Annotated in this window: 21 protein-coding genes and 6 tRNA genes; 12 read left to right on the forward strand and 15 right to left on the reverse strand. The window is 61.9% G+C overall.

Annotated elements, in window-relative coordinates:
• Position 1: 1 nt before the first annotated feature.
• From EIC84_RS19320 to EIC84_RS19375, 12 genes are all read right to left on the reverse strand, one after another.
• Positions 2 to 75 (reverse strand) — tRNA-Cys (locus EIC84_RS19320).
• Positions 76 to 90: 15 nt separating this feature from the next.
• Positions 91 to 166, reverse strand: a tRNA-Gly gene (locus EIC84_RS19325).
• Between the two features lie 57 nt (positions 167 to 223).
• A tRNA-Gly gene (locus EIC84_RS19330) sits at positions 224 to 299 on the reverse strand.
• 57 nt (positions 300 to 356) lie between these two features.
• Positions 357 to 432 (reverse strand) — tRNA-Gly (locus tag EIC84_RS19335).
• Positions 433 to 489: 57 nt separating this feature from the next.
• Positions 490 to 565 (reverse strand) — tRNA-Gly (locus EIC84_RS19340).
• A gap of 109 nt (positions 566 to 674) precedes the next feature.
• Complete coding sequence (gene lon / locus EIC84_RS19345; RefSeq protein WP_034360129.1) at positions 675 to 3089, reverse strand: endopeptidase La; 2415 nt, start codon at positions 3087 to 3089, stop codon at positions 675 to 677.
• Between the two features lie 155 nt (positions 3090 to 3244).
• The gene (gene clpX, locus EIC84_RS19350) at positions 3245 to 4507 is read right to left on the reverse strand and encodes an ATP-dependent Clp protease ATP-binding subunit ClpX (RefSeq protein ID WP_003057503.1); all 1263 of its coding nucleotides are present in this window, start codon (positions 4505 to 4507) and stop codon (positions 3245 to 3247) included.
• A 176-nt stretch (positions 4508 to 4683) separates the two neighbouring features.
• Positions 4684 to 5292, reverse strand: coding sequence for an ATP-dependent Clp endopeptidase proteolytic subunit ClpP (clpP, locus tag EIC84_RS19355; protein ID WP_003068910.1), 609 nt, complete (start codon positions 5290 to 5292; stop codon positions 4684 to 4686).
• Between the two features lie 133 nt (positions 5293 to 5425).
• The gene (tig, locus tag EIC84_RS19360) at positions 5426 to 6736 is read right to left on the reverse strand and encodes a trigger factor (RefSeq protein WP_003068908.1); all 1311 of its coding nucleotides are present in this window, start codon (positions 6734 to 6736) and stop codon (positions 5426 to 5428) included.
• 333 nt (positions 6737 to 7069) lie between these two features.
• A tRNA-Leu gene (locus EIC84_RS19365) sits at positions 7070 to 7156 on the reverse strand.
• A gap of 85 nt (positions 7157 to 7241) precedes the next feature.
• Complete coding sequence (locus EIC84_RS19370; RefSeq protein ID WP_003068906.1) at positions 7242 to 10451, reverse strand: efflux RND transporter permease subunit; 3210 nt, start codon at positions 10449 to 10451, stop codon at positions 7242 to 7244.
• Positions 10448 to 11686 (reverse strand): efflux RND transporter periplasmic adaptor subunit, encoded by a 1239-nt coding sequence (locus tag EIC84_RS19375; protein WP_034362955.1) that lies wholly within the window; start codon positions 11684 to 11686, stop codon positions 10448 to 10450. Before EIC84_RS19375 ends, EIC84_RS19370 begins: the two co-directional genes overlap by 4 nt.
• Before the next feature lie 192 nt (positions 11687 to 11878).
• On the opposite strand from EIC84_RS19375, the gene hpnC reads away from it, so the two are divergent.
• The 4 genes from hpnC to EIC84_RS19395 all read left to right on the forward strand — a co-directional run bounded on the left by hpnC (position 11879) and on the right by EIC84_RS19395 (position 16258).
• On the forward strand, positions 11879 to 12772 hold the full coding sequence (gene hpnC / locus EIC84_RS19380; protein ID WP_003068900.1) for a squalene synthase HpnC: 894 nt from the start codon (positions 11879 to 11881) through the stop codon (positions 12770 to 12772).
• A 120-nt stretch (positions 12773 to 12892) separates the two neighbouring features.
• Positions 12893 to 13732: a presqualene diphosphate synthase HpnD gene (gene hpnD / locus EIC84_RS19385; RefSeq protein ID WP_003068899.1), complete on the forward strand. Its 840-nt coding sequence runs from the start codon at positions 12893 to 12895 to the stop codon at positions 13730 to 13732.
• A gap of 7 nt (positions 13733 to 13739) precedes the next feature.
• The gene (hpnE, locus tag EIC84_RS19390; RefSeq protein WP_003068897.1) at positions 13740 to 15095 is read left to right on the forward strand and encodes a hydroxysqualene dehydroxylase HpnE; all 1356 of its coding nucleotides are present in this window, start codon (positions 13740 to 13742) and stop codon (positions 15093 to 15095) included.
• A 140-nt stretch (positions 15096 to 15235) separates the two neighbouring features.
• The gene (locus tag EIC84_RS19395) at positions 15236 to 16258 is read left to right on the forward strand and encodes a tripartite tricarboxylate transporter substrate binding protein (protein WP_003068895.1); all 1023 of its coding nucleotides are present in this window, start codon (positions 15236 to 15238) and stop codon (positions 16256 to 16258) included.
• 109 nt (positions 16259 to 16367) lie between these two features.
• Here the strand turns inward: EIC84_RS19395 and EIC84_RS19400 are convergent, their stop codons facing one another.
• From EIC84_RS19400 to EIC84_RS19410, 3 genes are read right to left on the reverse strand one after another with little or no spacing between them, the layout of a single operon-like run.
• The gene (locus EIC84_RS19400) at positions 16368 to 16583 is read right to left on the reverse strand and encodes a DUF2788 domain-containing protein (protein WP_003068886.1); all 216 of its coding nucleotides are present in this window, start codon (positions 16581 to 16583) and stop codon (positions 16368 to 16370) included.
• Positions 16584 to 16630: 47 nt separating this feature from the next.
• Positions 16631 to 17476 carry a DUF2189 domain-containing protein gene (locus EIC84_RS19405; RefSeq protein ID WP_034362953.1) on the reverse strand — a complete coding sequence of 282 codons (846 nt, stop codon included), beginning with the start codon at positions 17474 to 17476 and terminating at the stop codon, positions 16631 to 16633.
• Between the two features lie 45 nt (positions 17477 to 17521).
• Positions 17522 to 18271, reverse strand: coding sequence for an HAD family hydrolase (locus EIC84_RS19410; RefSeq protein WP_003068883.1), 750 nt, complete (start codon positions 18269 to 18271; stop codon positions 17522 to 17524).
• A 73-nt stretch (positions 18272 to 18344) separates the two neighbouring features.
• Here EIC84_RS19410 and hemH point away from each other — a divergent pair, with 73 nt between their 5' ends.
• From hemH to EIC84_RS19450, 8 genes are all read left to right on the forward strand, one after another.
• On the forward strand, positions 18345 to 19442 hold the full coding sequence (gene hemH / locus EIC84_RS19415) for a ferrochelatase (RefSeq protein WP_003068882.1): 1098 nt from the start codon (positions 18345 to 18347) through the stop codon (positions 19440 to 19442).
• A 45-nt stretch (positions 19443 to 19487) separates the two neighbouring features.
• Positions 19488 to 20465 carry a LysR family transcriptional regulator gene (locus EIC84_RS19420; RefSeq protein WP_003068880.1) on the forward strand — a complete coding sequence of 326 codons (978 nt, stop codon included), beginning with the start codon at positions 19488 to 19490 and terminating at the stop codon, positions 20463 to 20465.
• A 192-nt stretch (positions 20466 to 20657) separates the two neighbouring features.
• Positions 20658 to 21611 (forward strand): isopenicillin N synthase family oxygenase, encoded by a 954-nt coding sequence (locus EIC84_RS19425; RefSeq protein ID WP_003068877.1) that lies wholly within the window; start codon positions 20658 to 20660, stop codon positions 21609 to 21611.
• 11 nt (positions 21612 to 21622) lie between these two features.
• Positions 21623 to 22423, forward strand: a complete 801-nt coding sequence (locus EIC84_RS19430) for an alpha/beta fold hydrolase (protein ID WP_034362951.1) — start codon at positions 21623 to 21625, stop codon at positions 22421 to 22423.
• 40 nt (positions 22424 to 22463) lie between these two features.
• Positions 22464 to 23462: an ABC transporter substrate-binding protein gene (locus EIC84_RS19435; protein WP_003068870.1), complete on the forward strand. Its 999-nt coding sequence runs from the start codon at positions 22464 to 22466 to the stop codon at positions 23460 to 23462.
• 68 nt (positions 23463 to 23530) lie between these two features.
• Positions 23531 to 24310: an ABC transporter ATP-binding protein gene (locus tag EIC84_RS19440; RefSeq protein WP_003068869.1), complete on the forward strand. Its 780-nt coding sequence runs from the start codon at positions 23531 to 23533 to the stop codon at positions 24308 to 24310.
• A 30-nt stretch (positions 24311 to 24340) separates the two neighbouring features.
• Positions 24341 to 25102, forward strand: a complete 762-nt coding sequence (locus tag EIC84_RS19445) for an ABC transporter permease (protein ID WP_003068866.1) — start codon at positions 24341 to 24343, stop codon at positions 25100 to 25102.
• Between the two features lie 20 nt (positions 25103 to 25122).
• Entirely contained in the window at positions 25123 to 25635 is a 513-nt protein-coding gene (locus EIC84_RS19450; protein WP_003068863.1) for a nucleoside deaminase, read from the forward strand.
• Positions 25636 to 25648: the final 13 nt, after the last annotated feature.

Raw genomic sequence — 25648 nt, forward strand, 5'->3', positions numbered from 1 at the left:
TTGGAGGCGCGAACCAGAGTCGAACTGGTCTAACCGGATTTGCAATCCGGGGCATAACCGCTTTGCTATCGCGCCGCTATCACAAAAACCTGGAGCGGGAAAACGGGTTCGAACCGTCGACCTATACCTTGGCAAGGTATCGCTCTACCAACTGAGCTATTCCCGCATTCAAAAAGCCTTCGCCTTCTGATGCGAACCTGTATTGCTACAGGTTCTGAAAACCTGGAGCGGGAAAACGGGTTCGAACCGTCGACCTATACCTTGGCAAGGTATCGCTCTACCAACTGAGCTATTCCCGCATTCAAAAAGCCTTCGCCTTCTGATGAGAACCTGTATTGCTACAGGTTCTGAAAACCTGGAGCGGGAAAACGGGTTCGAACCGTCGACCTATACCTTGGCAAGGTATCGCTCTACCAACTGAGCTATTCCCGCATTCAAAAAGCTTTCACTTTTTGATGCGAACCTGTATTGCTACAGATTCTGAAAACCTGGAGCGGGAAAACGGGTTCGAACCGTCGACCTATACCTTGGCAAGGTATCGCTCTACCAACTGAGCTATTCCCGCATATCTACCGAAGCCCAACATTGTACAACGTTGTTTGCTGCGATGGATGAATTGTAGCTCAGTTCTGAGCTCTCCCAGAAAAAACGCCACAATTTTCACAAAACAAGCATCAATGCTTGATGGCCGCCTCTACCGGCTTGGCATCGGTGGACGCCACGGCAGCTACAGCCTCCTCAGTCAAGGGATCCGGCACGCGCTCCAGCGCCACCTTGAGAACCTGATCGATCCATTTCACAGGAACGATTTCCAGACCGCTCTTCACATTATCGGGAATGTCCTGCAAATCCTTGGCATTCTCTTCAGGAATGAGCACGGTCTTGATGCCGCCACGCAGAGCAGCCAGCAGCTTTTCCTTGAGGCCGCCGATCGCCGTGACTTCACCGCGCAAGGTGATTTCACCGGTCATGGCCACATCAGCTCGCACGGGAATGCCAGTGAGAGCCGAGACAAAAGCTGTCGTCATCGCAGCACCGGCGCTGGGGCCATCCTTGGGTGTAGCGCCGTCAGGCACGTGCACATGGATGTCCTTTTTCTCGAAGGCTTCATCCTTGATACCAAGCAAACGAGCGCGACTACGCACCACGGTGCGAGCAGCTTCGACCGACTCCTTCATCACATCGCCCAGAGAACCTGTGCGCGTAATGACGCCCTTGCCTGGCATGGTGGCGGCTTCGATGGTCAGCAGATCGCCGCCGACTTCAGTCCAGGCCAGACCCACAACCTGCCCCACCTGATTGGCATGCTCGGCACGGCCATAGCTGAACTTGCGCACGCCCAGATATTCATTGAGGTTGTCGGCATTCACCTCCACCTTGGGCTGAAGCTTGCCAAGTTGCAAGCCCTTGACCACCTTGCGGCAAATCTTGGACAGCTCGCGCTCAAGCGAACGCACGCCCGCTTCGCGGGTGTAGTAGCGCACGATGTCACGAATCGCGGCTTCGGTCACTTCCAGCTCGCCGTCCTTCACGCCGTTGTTGGTGATCTGCTTGGGCAGCAGATAGCGGATGGCAATATTGGTCTTTTCGTCTTCGGTATAGCCCGACAGACGAATCACCTCCATGCGATCCAGCAAGGCCGAGGGAATGTTCATGGAGTTGGAGGTCGCCACAAACATCACGTCGGACAGGTCGAAGTCGACCTCCACGTAGTGGTCACCAAACTTGTTGTTCTGCTCGGGGTCCAGCACTTCCAGCAGCGCGCTCGAAGGATCGCCACGGAAGTCCATGCCCAGCTTGTCGATTTCGTCCAACAGGAACAGAGGATTACGCGTACCGACCTTCTCCAGGCTCTGCAGCACCTTGCCGGGCATGGCGCCAATATAGGTACGGCGGTGACCGCGAATTTCCGCCTCGTCTCGCATGCCGCCCAGCGCCATGCGCACGTACTTGCGTCCTGTGGCCTTGGCAATGGACTGCCCCAGCGAGGTCTTGCCCACGCCGGGAGGACCCACCAGGCACAGAATGGGCGCCTTGACCTTGTCCACACGCTGCTGCACGGCAAGATACTCAAGAATGCGGTCCTTGACCTTTTCCAGGCCGAAGTGATCTTCGTTCAGCACTTCCTCGGCATTCGCCAGATTGTGCTTGATCTTGGTCTTCTTGCTCCAGGGCAGTCCAGTCAGCACTTCGATGTAGTTGCGCACCACCGAAGCTTCAGCCGACATGGGCGACATCAGCTTGAGCTTCTTGAGCTCGGCCTCAGCCTTTTTGCGAGCATCGGCAGGCATCTTGGCGAGCTTGATCTTTTTCTCGATCTCCTCGATGTCGGCACCGTCTTCACCCTCGCCCAGCTCCTTCTGAATGGCCTTGACCTGCTCATTCAGATAGAAGTCGCGCTGGTTTTTCTCCATCTGGCGCTTGACGCGGCCACGGATGCGCTTGTCGACGTTGAGGATGTCAACTTCGCGCTCGAGTTGCTCGAACAGGTTTTCCAGACGCTCCTTGATGTCCACCAGATCCAGCACCGCCTGCTTGCTCTCGAGCTTGAGAGGCAGGTGCGCCGCAATGGTGTCCGTCAGGCGACCGGCATCGTCGATGCTGGCGATCGAAGTCAGGATTTCCTGAGGAATTTTCTTGTTGAGTTTGACGTACTGGTCAAACTGCTGGGTCACGGCACGGCGCAACGCTTCGATTTCGCTTTGCTCATGGGCATCGCCTTCGGGCTCCACGGGCGTCACAGATGCCGTGAAGTGAGACTCTTCGTCGGCAACCTGCTTGACCAGCGCGCGCTGCTGGCCTTCCACCAGCACCTTCACGGTGCCGTCGGGCAGCTTGAGCATCTGCAAGATGGTGGAGACACAGCCCACATCAAACATGTCTTCCGCTGCAGGCTCGTCCTTGGAGGCCGTCTTCTGCGCCACCAGCATGATGCGGCGGTCGCCTTCCATGGCCAGCTCCAGAGCCTTGATGCTCTTGGCACGCCCCACGAACAGCGGAATCACCATATGCGGAAACACCACCACATCGCGCAGCGGCAGCAGTGGCAGGTCCAGCTCGGTAGAAGGCAAAGGGGTTTGTCCAGACATAGGTATCCTCGGTTTCTCAGCGGTAGATGGTCCGCTTACCGGTGTATTTCAACCCCTGGGGGCAAATTGTTTTTGCCGCCTCAGGGGCATTGCCTTTCAGCCGCAGGCGACAAAACGAGCCCATTGGAGGGCCCGCCTTGCACGCAAGCACAGTATCAGGCCTTTTTGGCCGCTTCGCGGTAAACCAGCAGCGGCTCCTTGCCGTCTTCAATGGTGGCTTCTTCCACCACTACCTTTTCCACATTCTCGGCGGTCGGCAACTCGAACATGGTGCTGATCAGCGCCTGCTCGACGATGGAGCGCAGGCCACGGGCACCGGTCTTGCGAGCCAGGGCCTTGCGGGCGATCGCCTTCAGGGCCGCAGGGCGGATCTCCAACTCCACACCCTCCATGGCCAGCAGCTTGCTGTACTGCTTGACCAGCGCATTCTTGGGCTCGGTCAGGATCTGCACCAATGCCTCTTCGCTGAGTTCGGCCAGTGCCGTCACCACGGGCATACGACCCACCAGCTCCGGAATGATGCCGAACTTGATCAGATCTTCAGGCTCGATCTCGAGGAACATCTCCGAGATGGAGCGCTGCTTCTTGCTCTTGACGGTAGCGCCAAAGCCTATGCCTGAAGCCTCGGTGCGGTTCTCGATGACTTTTTCCAGTCCAGCGAACGCACCGCTGCAGATGAACAGGATATTGGTGGTGTCGATCTGCAGAAAATCCTGGTTCGGATGCTTGCGTCCACCCTGGGGAGGAATGCTGGCCATCGTGCCTTCGATCAGCTTGAGCAGAGCCTGCTGCACGCCCTCACCCGAGACGTCACGCGTGATGCTGGGGTTGTCCGACTTGCGGGAGATCTTGTCGATCTCGTCAATGTAGACAATACCGCGCTGAGCACGCTCGACATCGTACTCACAGCTTTGCAGCAGCTTCTGAATGATGTTCTCGACGTCCTCGCCCACATAGCCAGCCTCGGTCAGCGTGGTGGCATCGGCCATCACGAATGGCACATTGAGCTGACGCGCCAGCGTCTGGGCCAGCAAGGTCTTGCCCGAACCCGTGGGACCGATCAGCAAGATATTGCTCTTGCTGAGCTCCACATCGTCCTTGCCGGCCTTGTCCTTGTGGTTCAGGCGCTTGTAGTGGTTGTAGACCGCCACGGCCAGCGTGCGCTTGGCCTGCTCCTGACCGATCACATAGTTGTCGAGATTGGCCTTGATTTCGGCGGGCGTAGGCAGATCGCCGCGACCTTCCTTGGCGTCGGCGGCAGGCTGTTCGTCGCGAATGATCTCATTGCACAAGTCGATGCACTCGTCGCAGATGAACACGGACGGGCCGGCGATCAGCTTCTTGACCTCGTGCTGGCTTTTGCCGCAGAAGGTGCAATACAAATTCTTTTCGGTGGAAGAGCCTTTTTTATCGGCCATGGGGGCTGTGCCTCGTTACGAAAAAACGAAAATTAATGATAACCAAAGACAAGGCGGCGTAGGCCATCAGGGACAAACGCCGCCGAGCAAGCCCCGGGAGCCAGTCAGCAGCTCCCAGGTTTTTCATTGCCAGCACCCGCAATCCCAATCAGACATGAGACTCGGTGCTATGCATTTCAGGAACGCTTGCTGATTACCTGGTCGACCAGGCCGTATTCCTTAGCCTCATCGGCGGAAAGGAAATAGTCGCGCTCGGTGTCGTTCTGAATCTTTTCCAGGGGCTGACCGGTACGCTCGGCGAGTATTTTGTTCAGGCGCTCGCGGGTCTTGATGATTTCGCGGGCATGAATTTCGATTTCGGTCGCCTGACCACGTGCACCGCCCAGAGGCTGGTGAATCATGACCTGGGCATTGGGCAGTGCATAGCGCTTGCCCTTGGCTCCGGCCGACAGCAGGAAAGCGCCCATGCTCGCCGCCATGCCGGTGCACAGCGTCGAGACATCAGGCTTGATGAAGTTCATGGTGTCAAAAATCGCCATGCCTGCCGTCACGCTGCCGCCGGGGGAGTTGATATAGAAGGAAATGTCCTTGTCAGGATTTTCGCTTTCCAGGAACAACAACTGGGCTACCACCAGGTTGGCGGTCTGATCGTTAACCTCGCCCACCAGGAAAATCACGCGCTCCTTGAGCAGACGCGAATAAATGTCATAGGAGCGCTCACCGCGACCCGACTGTTCAATGACCATGGGCACCATGCCCAAACCCAATGTATCCAATGCGCTCATGTTTTCTCCAGTGCTATGCGCCTACTGTAGCCGCATTCTGAAAAGAAAATGGGGCTTGCGCGCAAAAGCACAAGCCCCGCAATTCAAGTTATCGGAACTCGCCTAGGGCAAGCACCGACAAAAGATCCAGCCCTTAGGCTTGACCCATCAGCTCGTCGAAGGAAACGGCCTTGTCGGTCACCTTGGCCTTGCCCAGAACGAACTCGGTCACGTTGTTTTCGATCACAACGGCTTCCACTTCAGCCAGACGATTGCGGTCGCCGAAGTACCAGCGCACCACGTCTTCGGGCTTCTCGTAGCTGGATGCCAGCTCTTCCACATGAGCCTTGATCTGTTCGGCAGTGGCTTGCAGGTTGTTGGTCTTGACCAGCTCGGCCACCACCAGGCCCAGACGCACGCGACGCTCGGCTTGGGGCAGGAAGATGTCTTCAGGGATTTCAGCCTTGGCTGCGTCCTTGATGCCGCGCTGTTCCAGTTCGGCGCGTGCGCCTTCCAGCAGGCGGCCCACTTCAGCTTGCACGGAAGCCTTGGGCAGATCCAGCTCGGCCACGGACACCAGGGCGTCCATCACGGCTTGCTTGTTGCGGCCTTGAACGCGGAACTTCACTTCGCGCTCCAGGTTCTTCTTGATGTCGTCGCGCAGGGCTTCAACAGAGCCGCCGTCCACACCCAGAGTCTTGACGAACTCTTCGTTCACTTCGGGCAGGTTGGGAGCTTCCACCTTCTTGACGGTCACCAGGAAGTCGGCGGTCTTGCCAGCCACATCGGCGCCGTGGTAGTCAGCAGGGAAGGCCAGAGGGAAAGTCTTGGACTCGCCAGCCTTCATGCCGCGGGTTGCGTCTTCGAATTCCTTGAGCATCTGGCCTTCGCCGACCAGGAACTGGAAGTCTTCAGCCTTGCCGCCGGAGAAAGTCTCGCCGTCAATCTTGCCTTCGAAGTCCACAGTCACGCGGTCGCCGTCCACGGCTGCTTCACCGGCAGCGCGCTCGGTGAAGGTGCGACGCTGCTTGCGCAGAATGTCCACGGTCTTGTCGATGGCTGCGTCGTCCACGCTGGTGGACAGCTTTTCCACTTCGGCTGCAGTCAGATCGCCGATCTTGACTTCAGGCATGACTTCAAACACGGCATCGAATTGTGCTTCGCCTTCGGGAGCGCCTTCCTTCTCGGTGATCTTGGGCTGACCGGCAACACGCAGATCGGCTTCGTTCACGGCAGCGGCAAAAGCCTCGCCCACCTTGTCGTTCAGCACTTCGTATTGCACGGAGTAGCCATAACGCTGAGCCACAACGCTCATGGGCACCTTGCCAGGACGGAAGCCGTCCATCTTCACGGTGCGTGCCACCTTCTTCAGGCGAGCATCAACTTCAGACTGGATCGCAGACAGGGGCACGCTCAGCGTGATCTTGCGCTCGAGCTTTTCAAGAGTTTCAACGTTAACGGCCATGATTTTTCCTAAGAGGGATGAGGACCGTGCAGATTGCCAAGCAACCCGCACCGTATTGCGCAAAGTCACAGTGCGCGCATACCCAACGACATGCGGCACCACAAATTTCCAGAGCCTGCCCCGGTCATTTGCCCCAGCGTCTGACGCCAGGCATTTGTTCAAATCAGGAACAGGCGAAGCCGACCATTATAACGAGGCGCCGCGCAGGCTCCGCCATCGCCCTACAGGGGTTTGCCTTAAAAGCTGACGCCGCGCCTGCAAAGCAAGGCAGGAAAAGAAAAAGCCCGTAACGGCTTGGGGTTACGGGCTTGGGCAGCAGAGAGTGCCTGTATCTGGTGCGCGGAGCCGGACTCGAACCGGCACGGTGTTGCCACCGTCAGGACCTAAACCTGGTGCGTCTACCAATTTCGCCACCCGCGCGGTCAGCAATGCGCAAATTTACGCTTACTGAGGTCAAGACGCAGATTCTAGCCGCAAAACCGGCGCTCTTTCGCGCAAAACAGGCTCAGGCTGTGTCCTTTCTGATGCGAAAAGCCGCCGCATACATGGCGGGCAAAGCCAGCAAGGTCAGCACGGTCGCCACAATCAGACCGCCCATGATGGCCACAGCCATGGGCCCCCAGAACACGCTGCGCGACAGCGGAATCATGGCCAGCACGGCAGCTGCTGCGGTCAGCACGATGGGACGCAGCCGATGCACGGCAGCCTCCACAATCGCGTCCCAGGCCGGCACACCCTGAGCACGTCCGCTCTCGATCTGATCGATCAGGATGACCGAATTGCGCTGAATCATGCCCATCAAAGCCACAACGCCCAGCAGTGCCACAAAGCCAAAGGGGCGATTCAGCAGCAGCAAGGCCGCAGCCACACCAGGAATGCCTAGCGGACCGGTAATAAACACCAGCAGCGAACGGCTGACGCTGCGCAGCTGCAACATGAGCAGGGTGAAAGTCAGGAAAAGCAGCACCGGGACTCCTGCCACGATGGCACCCGACCCCTTGGAGCTTTCCTCCACGGCACCAGCCACCTCGATGCGATAGCCGGTGTCGCCTGCAGCATGCCAGCCAGCCTCCATCTTGCGCAACTGCGGCAACAGCTCGTTGGTCAGCGTTGCACCTTGCAGGCCTTCGCGCACATCGCCTTGAACGGTAATCGCGAAGTTTCGCTTTTCGCGCCACATCACACCCGGCTCCCAGACCATGACGGGCTTGGCAATCTGCGTGAGCGGAATGGACTGCCCGTTTGCCGTGGTGACATAGACACCCGCGATATCGGTAATTGCATCGCGGTCCTGCTTGGGCGGGCGCATCACGATATCGATCAGCTTGTCGCCTTCACGGAACTGCCCCACTGTGGTGCCGCTGAAGTTCATGCCCGTGGCTTCGGCGATCGACTGGCTGGTCACACCCAGGGCACGCGCCTTGTCCTGATCGACCTGCAGGCGGATGACCTTGACGGACTCGTTCCAGTTATCGTTCACGCCACGCATATCGGCATTGGCCTGCATGAGCGCCTTGACTTCATCGGCGTAGGTGCGCAGCTTGGCGGGGTCCGAACCCATGACACGGAACTGCACCGGATATTGCACGGGCGGCCCGTTGGGCAGCAGCTTGGAGCGCGCCCGCACCTCGGGGAATTCCTCGGCCATCAGCGCCGGCAACTGCCTACGGATTTCCTCGCGCGCCTTCAGGTCTTTGGCCACCAGAATGAACTGGGAGACGTTGTTCTGCGGAAACACCTGGTCCAGCGGCAGATAGAAACGCGGTGCTCCAGAGCCTATCCACTCGCTGACGGACTCCACTCCGTCGAGCTGCAAAAAGCGCTTTTCCACGCGCAGCGTCACTTCCTTGTTGGCCTGCAAGGACGTGCCCTCGGGGAACCATATATCGACGAGTACTTCTGGGCGGCTGGAATCTGGGAAGAACTGCTGCTGCACCTTGCCCATGCCCGCCAGACCCAGCACGAACACTAGCACCGTCGCGCCAATCGTCAGCCAGCGGTGCTGCACACACCAGTTCACCATGCGGCGAAAACGGTTGTAGAACGGCGTATCGAACAGCTCATGTTCACCTGCATTGGTGTTGATGCCCGCTTCTTCGGCCGAGACCTCACCGGATGCCACTTCGGGCGGCAGCTTGGCGGCATGCGGCGGCTTCTTGAGCAGCAGCAGGCCCAGATAGGGCACGAAGTACACCGATGCAAACCAGCTGAGCACCAGCGCAATCACCGTCACCGCAAAGATGGCGAAGGTGTATTCACCCGTCATGGACTTGGCCATGCCGATGGGCAGAAAGCCCGCTGCCGTGATCAGCGTGCCGGTCAGCATGGGCTTGGAGGTGATTTCATAGGCAAAGGTGGCGGCACGGTACTTGTCGTAGCCCTCCTCCATCTTGCGCACCATCATCTCCACGGCAATGATGGCGTCGTCCACCAGCAGGCCCAGCGCAATGATGAGCGAGCCCAGCGACACCTTGTGCAGACCGATATTCCAGTACCACATAGCCAGGAAGGTTGCGGCGAGCACCAGCGGAATGGTGATTCCCACCACCAGCCCGGGGCGCGGGTCGATATACCAGCGCTTCCACAGCGGATGCTGCCCCGGGCGCTTGTGCAGACCCAGACTCAGAAAGCTCACGGCCAACACCACGACCACAGCCTCGATCAGCACCTGGAGAAACTCGCTGACCGAATCCGCCACCGCCTTGGGCTGGTTCTGCATATTGCTCAGCGTCACGCCCACGGGCAGGCTTTTGGCGATGCGCTCCGTGGCCTGCGTCAGCGCCTTGCCCAAGGCAATGATGTCGCCGCCCTTGACCATGGACACTCCCAGCGCCACCGTAGGCTCGCCCTGAAAGCGCACCATGACATTGGCCGGGTCGGCATAGCCGCGACGCACCTCGGCGATGTCGCCCAGCCTGAACTGCGCTCCGCCCTGGCCGATGATGGGCATGGCACGCAGTTGCTCCAGATCGTTGAACTGACCTTGCACACGCAACACAATGGTTTCAGCCGGCGTCTGCAAGGTACCGGCCGATGCCACGGCATTTTGCTGGTTGAGCTGATCGAGCACCTGCTTGAGGTTCAGCCCCATCTGCGTGGCGCGGTGCGACAGCTCCACATAGACCTTTTCGTCCTGCACGCCGAACTGCTCAACCTTGGCCACATCGGGCACCTGCAGCAGTTGCTGACGCACATCGTCGGCCAGGGTCTTGAGCTCGGCATAGCTGAAGCCCTTGGCCTGCAGCGCATAGATCACGCCATAGACATCGCCGAAATCGTCGTTGAAGAACGGCCCCTGCACGCCCTGCGGCAGGGTGTAACGCATGTCCCCCACTTTCTTGCGCACCGTATACCAGAGCTGCGGCACTTCCTTGGGGGGAGAGTAGTCCTTGACCTGGAAGATGACCTGCGACTCGCCGGGCTTGGAATAGCTGCTGATCTTGTCGGCATAAGGCACCTCCTGCAGCGTTCGCTCGATCTTGTCCGTCACCTGCTGAGCCACCTGCTCGGCAGTCGCGCCGGGCCAGTAAGTGCGAATGACCATGGCGCGGAAGGTGAACGGAGGATCCTCGTCCTGGCCCAGCTGGAAGAAGGCCGTAAAGCCCAGCAGCATCAGCACGACTATGAAATAGCGTGTCAGCGCCACATGATCGAGCGCCCAGCGAGACAAATTGAAATGCGCGCCACTGGTCTTCTTGTGTCCAGCGCCGCTCATTTGCCCGCCTCCGCAGCCACCGCAGGCTGACCCACACCTGATTCATGAGCATCCTGCGCTTTACCTGCCTGCGTTTTCGGCTGATTTGATGCAGAGCCCTGCAGCGGCTTTGCATACTTATCGCGATATACCGTCACCTTCTGCCCAGGGGTCAGCACATGGGCGCCCGTGGCCACCACCTGCATACCAGGTTGCAGACCCGAGGCAATCACCGCCTCATTACCGTCGGCGCTGGTAATCTGCACCGGCTGCAGCTTCACCGAGCTGCTGGCCGCGTCATAGAGCCAGACGGCCGTACCCTGACCATTACCGCCCTCCTGGCGCAAGGCCGTGGTTGGCAACTTGATGACCTGGCTGCCCATGGCTTCGCGGCTCACACCCATGCCCTCGGGCATGACATGCACGGTCGCGCCCAATGCAGGCAGGTCCGTACCTTGCAGCGCAGCCTTGACCACATAGGTGCGTGTGGCTGGGTCGGCACTGGCCGCCACCTCACGCACCTGTGCGTTGATCATGCGCGACTCATCCGACCAGGGACGCACCTTCACGCCCTGGCCCGGCTTGATGGCACTGCGCCGGTCCTCGGGCACGCTGAACACCGCATCGCGCGCGCCGTCCTGGGCAATCCTCACCACGGGCGTGCCGGCCGCAACCACCTGACCGGGTTCAGCCTCCACGGCGGTGACCACGCCATCGGCATCGGCCTGCAACTGGGTGTAGTTCTCCTGATTGGACCGGCTCGAGAGCTGGGCACGGGCCTGATCGAGCGAGGCCTGGGCAGCCTTCAGATTGGCCTCGTAGCGCTCCATCTCCGCGGCGCTGATGAAGTTCTGGGCGCGCAGCGTGCGAAAACGCTTGGCATTGGCCTCGGCCAGATCGCGCTGCGTGGTGGCCGAGGCCAGCTGGGCACGCGCGGCATCGGCGCTGAGCTGGTAATCGCGCGCATCCAGTCGCGCCAGCACCTGTCCGACCTTCACATGCTGGCCCAGTTCCACCTCGCGCCTGGTGATCTTGCCCGCCACGCGAAAGCCGAGGCGAGACTCCACACGGGCCCGCACATCACCCGAGTATTCCTGGGCAGATTCGATCGGCCCCTCACCCACGGTCACCAGCTTGACTGCGCGCACCGGCTCGGGCGCGGCCTCTTTCTTGGAGCATGCCGACAGCATGGCCGCAGCCGCCACTATGGACAACGCCAGCAAGGGCGCGGCAGGCCGGTGTGACAAAGACAACATTGCAAAACGACGAGAAGACGAAACAGCCATGGTGTTCTGGGCTTGTAAAAATAGGAAAAGCGCAGCTGCCGGGCAGGCCGCTGCACCAAAGTCAGCGCTGATTGTGCACGCACGTGCGCTTTTGCGTCGTCTTTTTATGGGCTGTCGCCAGCCGGCAAGTCCACCCGGTCCACAATACGTGGCGTGAACCATATGCCCTCAGCGAGCCCCGCCGCCAACGCGCCGGCCAGCATCACCCACTACGAAAATTTCCCTGTCGCCTCCTGGCTGTGCCCGCCACGACTGCGTGCGCCCATCGCCGCCATCTACCACTTTGCGCGCACCGCCGACGATCTGGCCGACGAGGGCCAGCATGGCACCGAGCAGCGCCTCGCACAGCTGCAGCAATATGCGGCCGATCTGCAGCAGCTGGGCAGCGCCAGCGAAGCCGCCATGCTGATGCGCACCGCCTGGCCGCATATCTTTGGCCCGCTGGCAGTCCAGGTCCAGGCCCATGGTCTGCCCAAGCCCTTGCTGTCCGACCTGCTCAGCGCCTTCGAACAGGACGTGCGCATGACGGCCGCCCAGGACCGCTACAGCGATATGGCTCAGTTGCTGGACTATTGCCGCCGCTCAGCCAACCCGGTCGGTCGCCTGCTGCTGCATCTGTATGGCGTGGCCAACGCCAAGGCACTGATCCAGAGCGACGCCATCTGCACCGCGCTGCAGTTGATCAACTTCTGGCAGGACCTGAGCCAGGACTTGCCGCGCCAGCGCCACTACCTGCCTGATGCCGACCTGGCCCGCCACGGCATTGCGCGCAGCGCCATCAAGCCGGACGCAGCGGCATTGACGCCAGAGCTGCAGTCCCTGCTCGACGAGCTCAACCGCCAGGCCCGCAGCCTCATGCACCATGGCGCGCCCCTGGTACATCAGTTGCCCGGCCGCACGGGCTGGGAGCTGCGCCTGGTCGTGCAAGGCGGTCTGCGCATTCTGGACAGACTGGACGCCATGCAGGGGCGCAACCTCTATCAGCGCATCAAACTGGGCAAGCTCGACATGGTCGCCATGCTCTGGAAAGCCGTGCGCATGCGAGCGAACAGATAGCCCCTATCCCTTGGTGGACCCACGCAAGTCGCTATTGAATTTGAAGTCTGACTAGGCGCATGCCGCGCATTTCACTGTTGTGTCGGCCAACCGCCCTCGTCATGGGACAATGCTCCCCCTATGAATCCGGATCAGTACGTCCAAGACAAAGCCGCTTCTTCGGGCAGCAGCTTCTATTACGCCTTCCTCTTCTTGCCCAAGGAGCGCCGCGCCGCCATCACGGCTTTCTATGCTTTCTGCCGCGAAGTGGATGACGTGGTGGACGAGGTCACGGACCCCGGCGTGGCAGCCACCAAGCTGGCCTGGTGGAAGACCGAGGTGCACAGGGCATTCACCAGCCAGTCCGCTCATCCCGTGATGCAGGCACTGATGCCTCACGCCAAGACCTATGGCATCGAAGAGCGCCATCTGCAGGCCGTCATCGAAGGCTGCCAGATGGATCTGGATCAGACCCGCTACCTGGACTTTGCCGGTCTGCAGCGCTACTGTCATCTGGTCGCCGGCGTGGTAGGCGAGGTTGCCGCCCGCATCTTCGGGCAGACCGAGGAGCGCACCACCGAATACGCCCACACCCTGGGCCAGGCCCTGCAGTTGACCAATATCATCCGCGACGTGGGTGAGGATGCCATGCGCGGGCGCATCTACCTGCCTATCAGCGAGCTTCAGCAGTTCGACGTCAAGGCCCACGAGATCAACAAGCGCGAGTATTCGGATCGCTTCACGGCGCTGATGCGCTTTCAGGCCGAGCGTGCCCACAGTCTGTATGACAAGGCGCTTGGCCTGCTGCCCGATGCCGACCGCCACGCACAAAAGCCCGGCCTGATGATGGCAAGCATCTATCGCACCCTGCTGCGCGAAATCGAGTCCGAGAACTTCCAGGTGCTGCACCAGCGCATCAGCCTCACGCCGCTGCGCAAGTTCTGGCTGGTCTGGAAGATGCAGGCACTGGGACGCATGTAAGCGCGCCATGCAAGTTGCCATCATCGGTGGCGGCTGGGCCGGCATGGCTGCCGCAGTACAGCTCTCGCTCAGCGGTCATCGGCCCACGGTTTTCGAAGCCGGCCGCCAGCTGGGTGGCCGGGCCCGCAATCTGGAGCTGCCGGGCGGCACCATCGCCGACAACGGCCAGCACATTCTGATCGGCGCCTATGCCGAATGCCTGCGGCTCATGCGTGTCGTGGGCGCGGCGCCAGAGCAAGCCCTGCTGCGCAGGCCACTGGCCATGCGCTACGCCGATGGCAACGGCCTGTCCTTCCCCGACCTGCCGGCGCCGCTGGACGCCTTGATCGGCATTGCCACAGCCAACGGCTGGTCGCTACGCGAACGTGCCGCCCTGCTGGGCCGTGCCCTGCGCTGGCGCGTTCAGGGCTTTCGCTGCGCAGAGGCTGCAACCGTTGCCGATATCTGCAGCGGTTTGCCAATGCGCCTGCTCGACGAATTCATCGAGCCGCTGTGCGTTTCGGCCCTCAATCTGCCAGCCGCACAGGCCAGCGGCAGCATCTTCTTGCGCGTGCTGCATGATGCGCTGTTCGCGGGCACGGGCGGCTCGCACTTTCTGGTGCCACGCTGCGGCCTTGGCGCTCTCTTTCCCATCCCGGCTGCGCAATGGCTGCAAGGCCGCGGCCATGCGGTGCATACGGCCAACCGCATTCAGGAGCTGAGCCCCCAGGGCCGGCAATGGCTGCTGCGCAGCTCCAATCCAGCCATTGCCGCGGAGCTGGAGCAATCGCGCTTTGATGCCGTGCTGCTGGCCTGCCCACCTCAGGAAGCCGTCCGCCTGGCCCTGCTGGCGGCCGAAGACCAGCGCCTGCCCGCCCGCGACGCGGTGGCTTACCAGCACTGGGCACAGACCGCGCAGGCGCTGGAGCACACGGCCATTGCCACGGTCTATGCGCGCACCAGCCATCGCCTTACCGCCGGGCTGCCCTGGCAGGCACTGCAACCCGGCAAGCAGGCTCCAGCCCAGTTTGTGTTTGACCGCGGGCACCTGCAGCCATCAGATGACACCCAGCAAGGCCTGATGGCCTTTGTCGTCAGCGACTGCCGCACGGACCGCCAAGCCCTGGAGCAGCAGGTGCTGGAACAAGCCCGTCAGCAACTGGGCTGGCAGGACATTCAAGCTGTGCTGACCGTGGTTGAAAAGCGCGCCACATTTGCCTGCCGACCCGGCGTGAAGCGCCCTGGCGTGGAGCTGGGCCATGGCCTCTGGGCTTGCGGCGACTATCTGAATGGGCCCTACCCGGCGACGCTGGAAGGCGCGGTGCGTTGCGGGATAACGGCAGCCGACGAACTGGTCCGGATGGACCAGGGTGAGCAGCTCTAGAGCAAACCCTATCAGCACAATCCTGATGCCTGGATAGTCCTGCTGCACCAGGTTTGACAGCGATTTGACAGCCACAGTTGCAACCATGGCCGAAGAGGCAATCTCTCAGCCGCCAAAAGCCAAAAAGCAACGGAGACAACATGGCATCCACGTTCGACAAGTCCACTCGCGAAGTTCTGAGCATCTCGCGCCGCCATCTGCTGACCGGCGCCGGAGCCCTGGCCTGCAGCAGCCTGCTGCCCGGCATGGCCCGCGCTGCCGATGACGGCTGGCCCAGCCGCCCGATTCGCTTTGTCGTGCCTTTTGCGCCTGGCGGCAGCTCTGAAATCGTGGCCCGCTCCACCGCCGCAGAGCTGTCCAAGACCATAGGCCAGAACGTATTCGTGGACAACAAGCCCGGCGCTGCGGGCAATATCGCCATGCAGGAGGTGGCTCGCGCCGATGACCAGAGCACGGTCATCCTCGGCCATATCGGTACCCTGGCCGTCAACCCTTATATTTTCGACAAGCTGCCCTGGGACCCTAAAAAGGACTTTGTGCCCGTGAGCCTGCTGGCCAAGGTGCCCAGCCTCTATGTGGTGCACCCCGATCTGCCCGTCAAGAACATTGCCGATCTGGTGGCCTATGCCAAGAAGAACCCCGGCAAGCTCAGCTATGGCTCGGCCGGCAACGGCAGCGCGGGGCATCTGGCATTCGAATACCTGAAAATGACGACCGACATCTTCATGCTCCACGTGCCCTACCGCGGCACCGGCCCCATGATGACCGACCTGCTCTCGGGCCGCCTTGATGCTGCCTCGGTCGGCGCCGCCGCGCTGCTGCCCTTCATCAAGGCCGGCAAGGTGCGCTGCATCGCCACCGGCTCGACCAGGCGCCTGCCGCAATTGCCCGATGTGCCCACGGTGGCCGAACAGGGCTTTTCGGGCTTCGAGATGACCCAGTGGTACGGCATGCTGGCCCCTTCCAGCCTGCCTCGCGCCCATGTAGACAAGCTGGCTGCAGAGTGCGCCAAGGCCGTCAAGGCGCCCGATGCACTCAAGCGCCTGCAGGGCGACGCGGCCGAGCCCATTGGCAGCACGCCGGAGCAGTTTGCCCAGTTCATCGCCACCGAGCAGAACCGCTGGCAAAAAGTGCTCAAGCGCGCACAGGTGAAACCGGGTTAACCCACTGAGGCACCGCTCCTTCCCCCTTCTTTTCGGAAGGGGAAAGGTTCTCGCTGCGGGGCGGACCTTGCTCGAGTAGTGAGCCGGTCAGGCCGCCCCATGTATCGGCTCAGCGGCTCTCTATCCACCATTGGATGATGATCTTGGCGAGATAGCCTACAAAGCCCACACCCAGGCCCAGAAAGATCACAAAGGTGCCGAACTTGCCTGCCTTGGATTGACGCGCCAGCTGCAGGATGATGAACACCATGAACAAGATGAAGGCGCCCACGCCCCAGGTCAGGAAAAAGTGGGCAAGCTGTTCTTCCGTATATCCGAATATCACGACAACCAGGTCCTTACAGCCTTTGCCAGGCCCTGGTCGCGCAGCGCTCAGACGGCAGGCACTATCTCGTCATCTCTGGCGGGGAATGCAGAGGCATCCACCAGGTCTCGATAGGCGTGCCAGCTGGCATGGCCCAGCAGGGGCATCACAACCACCAGCCCCAGCAGATAGCTGCCAAGGCCCAGCAAAGTCAACATCACAATCAGCGCCGCCCACAAGGCCATAGGGCCAGGGTTGGCCAGCACCACGGACCAACTGGTCAACACGGCCTGGCGCACGGTCACTCGCCTGTCCAGCATCAGCGGCATGGCCACCACGCTGGACGCAAAAATCGGAGCAGCCAGAAAGCTGCCCAAAGCCATCCATTGCACAAATAGCTGACCATCCCTGGCCAGCACCACATGCGCAATGAAATCCTGCAGGGTCTGCACGCGCACGGGCGACATCACAGTGATCAGCGATGCCGAAATCAGCACCCAGCCCGTGGCGGCCAGCGCCAGCAAGGCGCCGAACCGAACCATGCACCAGTACCCTCCCCGGCCCGTGGCATGGCAGCTCTGCCACTGCGTCCAGGTGCGGCGGATCAGACCCCAGTCTGCCACCTCACCGCGCTCCATGGCCCGGCTGACGGCATAGAGGCTGGTGGCCACCAGAGGCCCCACCACCAGAAAGCCCGACAAGGCCCCTGCCATCAACCAGAAGCGATTGTGCCCCAGGGTCAGGATTGCTGCACCGATCAGGATCAAGGCAAGACCATGCGCCAGACTGATTAACGGAGCGTTAGAAATGTCCTGCAAGGCTCTGGACAACCACACCAGAGGCCTGCTCCAGGCAATGGTTCGCACAGGTGCCAGTGGAGGCGTGTGAAGACAGGCAGACAGGCAGGTAGGCATAGGCGGTCCTTGTTCGCTGACCCGCACTGCTCCCGCTCGTCCCGGTCAACGATCTGCCAGCCCCTGACACAACTGCCAAAGGCTGGCGACTGTGACGTGGGGTTCAGCTCCCACGCAAGGCCATGCTACCTGCCCGCGGTTGAGCCAGACTGCGTGCATACCCGCATCCATGGCGCCTCGGGCATCCAGCTCCGCATCGTCGCCGATGTGCAGCACATGCTCGGGGGCCACGCCAGCCGCATCGGCTGCGGCCTGGAAAAACCGCGTCTCGGGCTTGGCCATGCCGGCTCCGCTGGCAGACAGCGAGGCATGGAAGTGCTCGCCTATCCCCACCACATGCACATTCGCATTGCCATTGGACAGGGCCACCACCGGCCAGCGCTGCGAGAGAAACTGCAGCGCCGGCAAGGCGTCGTCAAACAGCTCTACCCGCTGGCGAGCGGCAAAGAACTCGTCAAAGGCCGGTTCGGCCAGGGCAGGATCGTCACCGGCACGGCTCAGCGCCAGCCGGATGGACTCGCGGCGCAGGCCGCTGAGGTCGGCTTTCAGATCCGGGCGCAAGGTCACGATTTCATGGCGCAGGGCGCGCACCTTGTCTGTATCGCCCAGGTGCTCGGCCGTAGCGGGAGCATGCTGCGCGAGCCACTGCAGCAAAACAGCCTCTGCCTTGGCAATCGTGGGCCAGATGGGCCAGAGCGTGTCGTCCAGATCCAGGCTGATGGCACGAATCTGGCCGCTGTGGCGCAGGCGCTGAAGGGTTTCAATGGCTGAGGCGGTGGTGTCTTGGGGTTGCATGTCCCGAAGAATAGCTCCCCGGCTAATGCCGCAGAGCGGCTGCGCCTATCCGATTAGCTGACACAATTGCGCCATGCCATCACGCTTTGCGCCCGAACCCCGCTTCCGTCACGATCAATCCGCACGCACCGGCATCCTGCTGTGCAATCTGGGCACGCCGGCCGCGCCCACGGCCGCCGCAGTGCGCCCGTATCTGGCGGAGTTTCTCGGTGACGATCGTGTGGTCGAGATTCCCAAGCTCGCCTGGTGGCCGATTCTGCACGGCATCATCCTGCGCACCCGTCCGGCCAAGTCGGCCGCCAAGTACGCCACCGTCTGGCATGAAAAAGACGGCTCCCCGCTGCTGCACTGGACCACACGCCAGGCCACTTTGCTGCGCGGCTGGCTGGGCGAGCGGGGCCACAATGTGCTGGTGCTGCCAGCCATGCGCTACGGCACGCCGTCCATTGCGGCCCAGTTGGATGCGCTCAAGAAAGACGGCGCAACGCGCATCCTGATCCTGCCGCTGTACCCCCAGTATTCGGGCACGACCACGGCCAGCGTGTTCGACGCCGTCTACGACTGGGCCAGGACCCAGCGCCATATTCCCGAGCTGCGTTTCGTCAACCGCTACCACGACGATGCCGGCTATATCGAAGCGCTGGCACAGCGCATAGAAGCCCATTGGCGCGGCCATGGTCGCGGGGAGAAGCTGGTCATGAGCTTTCATGGTGTGCCTGAGCGCACCCTGCATCTGGGCGACCCCTATCACTGCGAATCGCACAAGACGGCACGCCTGCTGGCCGAGCGACTAAAGCTCGGCAACGAGCAGTATCTGGTGACCTTCCAATCGCGTTTTGGCAAGGCCAAATGGCTGGAACCCTATACCGAGCCTTCGCTGATTGCCATGGCCCAGGCTGGCACTCGGCGCGTCGACGTGGTCTGCCCCGGCTTTACCAGCGACTGCCTAGAGACGCTGGAGGAAATCAAGCAGGAAGCGCGTGAGGCCTTTTTGCATGCGGGCGGCCAGCAGTTCGAGTACATAGACTGCCTCAACGACAGTGCGCCCTGGATCACCGCCCTCAGCGATATTGCCCAGCAGCATATGCAAGGCTGGCCCACCGGGCGCGAGGACGATGTCGATCTCAAGGCCCGCGCCCAGCACGCCAAGGCGGCCGGTGCGCCGCAGTAGGCGGCCATCCAGCGAACTGGCACGGCATATGCTGCCTCCGGCAGCATGCATATTCACGCCCGCTCCATTCGCTATTTCGACATGATCCGCCGTTGCGGCTCCATACGCGAAGCCGCACGCCATCTGCATGTGGCGTCATCAGCAGTCAACCGCCAACTGCTGCAACTCGAGGACGAAATCGGCAGCCCGCTGTTCGAGCGCCTGAGCTCGGGCCTGCGGCTCACGGCCGCCGGCGAAGTTTTTTCGCGCCATGTGATCACGGTGCTGCAGGACGAGCACCGCCTCAGCACCGAGCTGGAGCTGCTGCGCGGCGTGCGTCGCGGCTCGGTCAGCGTGGCTGCCGTGGAAGGCCTGAACGCCGACCTGATGCCGGCCGTGCTCACGCAGATGCACAGGCGCTACCCCACGATTCAGATTCATGTGCGCACCTGCGGCTCCCAGCAGGCGGCACAGGCCGTGATTCAGGGCGATGCGGACGTGGGCATAGGCTTTTCCGTCAAGCGCCACGACAATCTGCGCCAATGCACCATGGGCCGCTTTGCGCTGGGTGCCATCGTGCCGCCCAAGCACCCGATTGCCCAGCTGGAGCGCGTGGACTTTGCGCAATGCGCGGCCTTTCCGCTGATTCTGCCAACGCCCGAACTCTCCATGCACGACTTGCTACAGCCCTTGCTGGCGCACCACAAGCGTGCATTGCAGGTGTTGCTGGAAACCTCGTCCATCGAGCTGGCCAAGAGTCTTGCCGAACGCGGCGTGGGCATTTTCTTCCAGAGCAGGCTGGGACTGGAGCGCGAGCTGCGCGAAGGCAGGCTGGTCCATGTGCCGCTGGATACGCCCACCACGCTGTACTCCGAACTCGGCGTCTATGTGCGTGCAGGACGCACGCTGCCATCGGCACTCGACGCCTTCAACCGCATCGCGGCCGATGCCATAGAAAGCCGCGAGGACGAGGAAAGCGTCGCCCTGCGTGAATGGGTGGCCCGCACGCAGGCCGCCGCTACGGCGGCTTCCGCCAGTAGCTGAGCCCGCCCTCTCCTACGCTTGCACCGGCATTGTGCGCATCGCTTTTTGCGAATGCACCAATGCCGTGCAGCGCTTTACCCATCAGCGACTAGCGCTCACATTTTTAGATCACCCCGCAGCAAAAGCTGCGCTATCCAGCACGGGCTGCGCTTTCTAAACTGACTCCAGTTCTTCAGTTTCTGGACGCCATTTGTGAGCATCTCTGCCCTCCCCCTCATCGACATCAGCGGCCTGCACAGCCATGACCCTGTGGATCAGCATCTGGTGGCCGAGCAACTGCGCCAAGCTTGCGAACAGCGCGGCTTCTTCTATATCACCGGCCATGGCATAGACCCGGCGCTGATCAGCAGCCTGTTTGCCGCCAGCCAGCGCTTCTTCGACCTGCCCATGGCCGAAAAGCTGGCCGTGGACAAAAAGCTCTCTCGCTGCAATCGCGGCTATGAGCCGCTGCGCGCCCAGACGCTGGAGAGCGGCGCACCGCCCGATCTCAAGGAAAGCTTTTACGCCGGTGCCGAGGTCGCGGCCAACGATGCGCGCGTGCTGGCCGGCCGCTTCAATACCGGCCCCAACCAATGGCCCGAAACCCTGCCCGACTTCCGCGCCGTGATGCAGAACTATTACCAGGCCGCCTACAGCCTGGGCGCGACCATTGTGCGCGGCCTGGCCTTGTCCCTGGGCGTGCCGGTCAGCCACTTCGACGGCTATCTCAAGGAGGCCGCCGCGACCCTGCGCCTGCTGCATTACCCGCCCCAGCCCGCCAACCCTGAACCCGGCGAGAAAGGCTGCGGCGAGCACACGGACTTCGGCGGCGTGACCTTGCTGCTGCAGGACGAGGCAGGCGGCCTGCAGGTCTGGGACAAGGACCTCGGCAGCTGGATCGACGCGCCCCCCGTGCCCGGCGCCTTCGTCGTCAACATCGGCGATCTGTTCGCGCGCTGGACCAACGACCGCTATGTCTCCACCTTGCACCGGGTCATCAATGTCTCGGGTCGCGAACGCTATTCCGTGCCCTTTTTCTTCACGGGCAATCCGCTGCACAAGGTGGAATGCATTCCCACCTGCCTGGACGAGGGCGAGCAGCCCAGATACCCGGCCGTCACGGTGGAGCAGCACCAGATCGAATGCTATCGCCGCACCTACGGTTGACGGAGGCCGCGATGACAAGCTCACGCAATATGGTGCTGATCCACGGGGCCTGGCAAGGCAGCTGGGCTTTTGCGGCCTGGACGCCGCTGCTGCAGGTCCGAGGCTGGAAGGTGCTTGCCGTCAATCTGCCGGGCAACGATGCCGCCGCCGAAGACGACAGCTGCGCCAATCTCGACGGCTACACCGCCCATGTACTGCGCGTGCTGGAGTCGCTGGACGGCCCTGCCGTGGTGGTCGGTCACAGCGGTGGCGGCATGACGGCGTCTCAGGTCGCCCAGGCAGCCCCCGAGCGGGTCAGCGCCCTGGTCTATCTGGCCGGAATGATGCTGCCCAGCGGCATGAGCTATGGCGATGTGATCGCGCAATGCCGCGCTGCCGATCCGGGCTTTGACTACCAGGGCATAGGCCCGCATCTGGCCTGGAACGAGCAGCGCAATGCCAGCAGCGTGCCGCTCGAAGCCGCCATGGATTTGTTCCTGCATGACTGCCCTCCAACCGCAGCGCTCAAGGCGGCCAGCCGTCTCTGCGTCCAGCCCGAAGCGGGCCGATCCATGGTGAACCGGCTCAGCGCCGAGCGTTTTGGCCGGGTGCCACGTATCTATGTGGAATGTCGTCAGGACCGCTCCGTGACGCTGCCGCTGCAGCAGCGCATGCAGCAGCTCACGCCTGGCGCCAGGCGCATCAGCCTCGATTGCGGCCATGTGCCCCAACTGGCCTGCCCTCAGGCCCTGAGCGACGCCTTGCTGCCAGTTCTAGATGAAATTCAATCGAAACCGTTTATGAGATTGCGCATGCCGCTCATCAATGTATAGCAACCAATTACCCCGAACTCGCATTCTTCAGGAGTTATTCATGACGCGTCCCACCACCCACTTCAAACGCTGCGCCCTTTTCGCCATGCTCGTCACCTGTGGCGCAGCAGCCCAGGCGGCCGACAAGCTCACGGTGCAGCTCGACTGGCTGCCCGGGGGCGACAAGTCCTTTGTCTATGCCGGCGTGCAGCAAGGCTTTTTCAAGGACGAAGGCCTGGACGTGAAGATCGTTCCCGGCCGGGGCTCGGCCGATGCCGTGACCAAGGTGGCCTCTGGCTCTGCCGATGTGGGTTTTGGCGGCATCTCGGCGCTGATGATGGCCGCAGCCGAAGGCAGGATTCCCGTCAAGGCCGTGATGTCGCTGTATTCCAAACAGCCCGATGCACTGTTCACGCGCGCCGACAGCAAGATCAGGAACCTCAAGGACATGGAAGGCAAGACGGTGGCCATGCCCACCTTCTCCTCATCGAATGCCCTGTGGCCCATCGTGCTGCAGAAGAACGGCGTGGACGCCAGCAAGATCAAGGTCATCAAGTCGGACCCGGCCACACTGGCTCCCATGCTGGCCCAGGGCCGCGTGGACGCGACCATCAACTGGGTGACCGTGGCTCCGGCCTTCGGCGCCGTGCTCAAGCAGGCCAGCAAGGAGCTGTCGGTCCTGCCCTGGACGCAGTTCGGTCTGGACGGCTATGGCTGGTCCGTCATGGCCAGCGACAAGACCATCAAGGAACGTCCCGAAGTGCTCAAGCGCTACGTGCGGGCACTGGGCAAGTCGCTGGAGTTCTCCATCCAGAACCCGCAAAAGGCGGCCGAGTCGCTGAAGGCCCAGGTGCCCGAAGCCGACACAGCCGTGGTCAAGGCCGAATTTGAAGCCTCCATCCCGCTGCTCAGGAACGAGATCAGCCAGCGCGACGGCCTTGGCAAATTTGAGCCCCGGCTGCTGGCTGCCACCTGGGGCTGGGTGGCCCAGTCCATGAGTTACGAACTCAAGAAGGTCGACCCGGAAACGCTGGTGGATCGCCGCTTTCTGAGCCAGTAAATCCCATGTGAGGGCGGCGCAGCGCCGCCCTCGCGCTCCCGCCCTTGTTCTTTCCTTGATCGCCTGCCATGCAATACGTAATCGATCTGAACGCGGTCACCCAGACCTTTGTCTCCAGCGATGGCAGCCCTGTCACGGCCCTGCAAGGCGTGGACCTGCATCTGCGCCGCCACGAATTCGTCTCGCTGATCGGCCCCTCGGGCTGCGGCAAGTCCACCATATTGCGGCTGATTGCGGGCCTGATCCGCCCCAGCAGTGGCGAGGTGCGCATCTTCGATCTGCCCGTGACCGAACCACGCGACGAGATCGGCATGGTGTTCCAGAAGCCGACGCTGCTGCCCTGGCTCTCGGTGCTGGACAACATCACCTTCCCCATGCGCCACAAATACGGCCATGTGGAAATGAAGGAGGAGGCCCGCGCCCAGCAACTGCTGGAGATGATCGGTCTCAGGGACTTCGGCCACAAGCGCCCCCACGAACTCTCGGGCGGCATGCAGCAGCGCGTCGCGATTGCACGCTCCTTGCTGCATGACCCGGACATCTTGCTGATGGACGAGCCCTTTTCGGCGCTGGACGCACTCACACGCGACGAAATGAGCCTGGAGCTGCTGCGTATCTGGAACGAGCGCCCCAAGACCGTGGTCTTTGTGACCCACTCCATCCAGGAGGCCTTGCTGCTGTCCGACCGCATCGTGGTCATGAGCGCCCGCCCGGGCCGTGTGGCCGACATCATCGATGTGCCGCTGGCACGCCCGCGCAGCATGGCCACCCTGGCCGATCCCGTGTTCACCGAAATGGCCAACGAGATTCGTCTCCAGGTCTTCAGCAAACACCCCGCACACACCTGAAGATCCTCCCGCAGCCCCAAGAGGCCCCCTATGTCTGCCCTCATACAACGCCATGCGTCGCTGCTGGTTTTCCTCGCCGTCCTGCTGTTCTGGGAGTGCGCCTGCCGCCTGGCGCATATACCCGAGTACATTTTTCCCGCTCCCAGCCAGATCTGGCGCTCTGCTGCCGAGATGGGGCTGCAGCGCTGGCTGGAGCATGTCACGGCCACCCTGCAGGTCGCGCTCATAGGCTATGCGCTGGCGATCGCACTGGCCATTCCGCTGGCCATTGCCATCACGCGATCGCAGCTGCTCTCGAAAATCATCATGCCCTGGCTGGTGGTGATCCAGTCCACCCCCATCGTGGCCGTCGCCCCCATCATCGTCGTCACTCTGGGTGCAGGCCTGCTGCCTCGCGTGGTCATCACCACGCTGATTGCCTTTTTCCCGCTGGTGGTTTCCACGGCCCTGGGCCTGGCTTCGGTGCCGGCAGAGCTGGTGGAGCTGTCGCGCTCGCTGCGCGCCACCACCAGCCGCCAGTATTGGCAGATTCGCATGCCGTTTGCAGTGCCCTATGTGTTTTCGGCCCTCAAGGTCTCCATCACGCTGGCCATTGTGGGCGCCGTGGTCGCCGAGTTCGTGGCTGCGGAAAAAGGCCTGGGCTATCTGATCCTGTTTGCCACCTCCTCCTTCAAGGTGCCCGTGGCCTTTGCCGCACTGGCACTGCTGGTGCTGTGCAGCCTGCTGCTCTATGGTGGCGTGCAGCAGTTGCACAAGCGCCTCTTTCCCTGGAGCCAGAGCACTCCCGCCTGATCAACACAAGGACCGCCGCCATGACAGACCAGAACTTCCCCCCGCAGGGCCTGACGCCCTCTGCCGAACAAATCCAGCGCAATCTGCGTCGCGCCCAGGCCGTGGCCCAGCGCGCCACGCAAATGGGCCACCACCCTTTCGGTGCCGTGCTGGTGGGCCCCGATCAGGAGACCGTGCTCATGGAGCAGTGCAATATCGACACCGTCAATCACGCGGAATCGACCTTGGCGCGCATGGCGGCCACCAATTACACGGCCGAGTTTCTATGGAGCTGCACGCTCTACACCAATGTGGAGCCCTGCTGCATGTGCGCCGGTACGGCCTACTGGGCCAATATCGGTCGCATCGTGTTCGGCATGACCGAGCACCGGTTGCTGGAATGCACTGGCAGCCATGGCGAGAACCCGACCATGAGTGTCTCGTCGCGCTATGTCTTCGACCACTGCCAGAAGGCCGTGGAGCTGATCGGCCCCGTACCCGAGATGGAGGCCGAGATCGCCGCCCAGCAGCAAGCCTTCTGGGCGCAGCGCTGAGGACCACGCCCGC

It is taken from the genome of Comamonas sp. A23 (genome assembly GCF_004522605.1).
In the GTDB taxonomy this organism is placed as follows: Bacteria; Pseudomonadota; Gammaproteobacteria; order Burkholderiales; family Burkholderiaceae_C; genus Comamonas; species Comamonas thiooxydans.

Coding starts and splice junctions, on each gene's coding strand:
- lon (WP_034360129.1), bottom strand. CDS start 3,089: ATGTCTGGACAAACCCCTTTGCCTTCTACCGAGCTGGACCTGCCACTG.
- clpX (WP_003057503.1), bottom strand. CDS start 4,507: ATGGCCGATAAAAAAGGCTCTTCCACCGAAAAGAATTTGTATTGCACC.
- clpP (WP_003068910.1), bottom strand. CDS start 5,292: ATGAGCGCATTGGATACATTGGGTTTGGGCATGGTGCCCATGGTCATT.
- tig (WP_003068908.1), bottom strand. CDS start 6,736: ATGGCCGTTAACGTTGAAACTCTTGAAAAGCTCGAGCGCAAGATCACG.
- EIC84_RS19370 (WP_003068906.1), bottom strand. CDS start 10,451: ATGAGCGGCGCTGGACACAAGAAGACCAGTGGCGCGCATTTCAATTTG.
- EIC84_RS19375 (WP_034362955.1), bottom strand. CDS start 11,686: ATGTTGTCTTTGTCACACCGGCCTGCCGCGCCCTTGCTGGCGTTGTCC.
- hpnC (WP_003068900.1), top strand. CDS start 11,879: ATGCCCTCAGCGAGCCCCGCCGCCAACGCGCCGGCCAGCATCACCCAC.
- hpnD (WP_003068899.1), top strand. CDS start 12,893: ATGAATCCGGATCAGTACGTCCAAGACAAAGCCGCTTCTTCGGGCAGC.
- hpnE (WP_003068897.1), top strand. CDS start 13,740: ATGCAAGTTGCCATCATCGGTGGCGGCTGGGCCGGCATGGCTGCCGCA.
- EIC84_RS19395 (WP_003068895.1), top strand. CDS start 15,236: ATGGCATCCACGTTCGACAAGTCCACTCGCGAAGTTCTGAGCATCTCG.
- EIC84_RS19405 (WP_034362953.1), bottom strand. CDS start 17,476: ATGCCTACCTGCCTGTCTGCCTGTCTTCACACGCCTCCACTGGCACCT.
- EIC84_RS19410 (WP_003068883.1), bottom strand. CDS start 18,271: ATGCAACCCCAAGACACCACCGCCTCAGCCATTGAAACCCTTCAGCGC.
- hemH (WP_003068882.1), top strand. CDS start 18,345: ATGCCATCACGCTTTGCGCCCGAACCCCGCTTCCGTCACGATCAATCC.
- EIC84_RS19420 (WP_003068880.1), top strand. CDS start 19,488: ATGCATATTCACGCCCGCTCCATTCGCTATTTCGACATGATCCGCCGT.
- EIC84_RS19430 (WP_034362951.1), top strand. CDS start 21,623: ATGACAAGCTCACGCAATATGGTGCTGATCCACGGGGCCTGGCAAGGC.
- EIC84_RS19435 (WP_003068870.1), top strand. CDS start 22,464: ATGACGCGTCCCACCACCCACTTCAAACGCTGCGCCCTTTTCGCCATG.
- EIC84_RS19440 (WP_003068869.1), top strand. CDS start 23,531: ATGCAATACGTAATCGATCTGAACGCGGTCACCCAGACCTTTGTCTCC.
- EIC84_RS19445 (WP_003068866.1), top strand. CDS start 24,341: ATGTCTGCCCTCATACAACGCCATGCGTCGCTGCTGGTTTTCCTCGCC.
- EIC84_RS19450 (WP_003068863.1), top strand. CDS start 25,123: ATGACAGACCAGAACTTCCCCCCGCAGGGCCTGACGCCCTCTGCCGAA.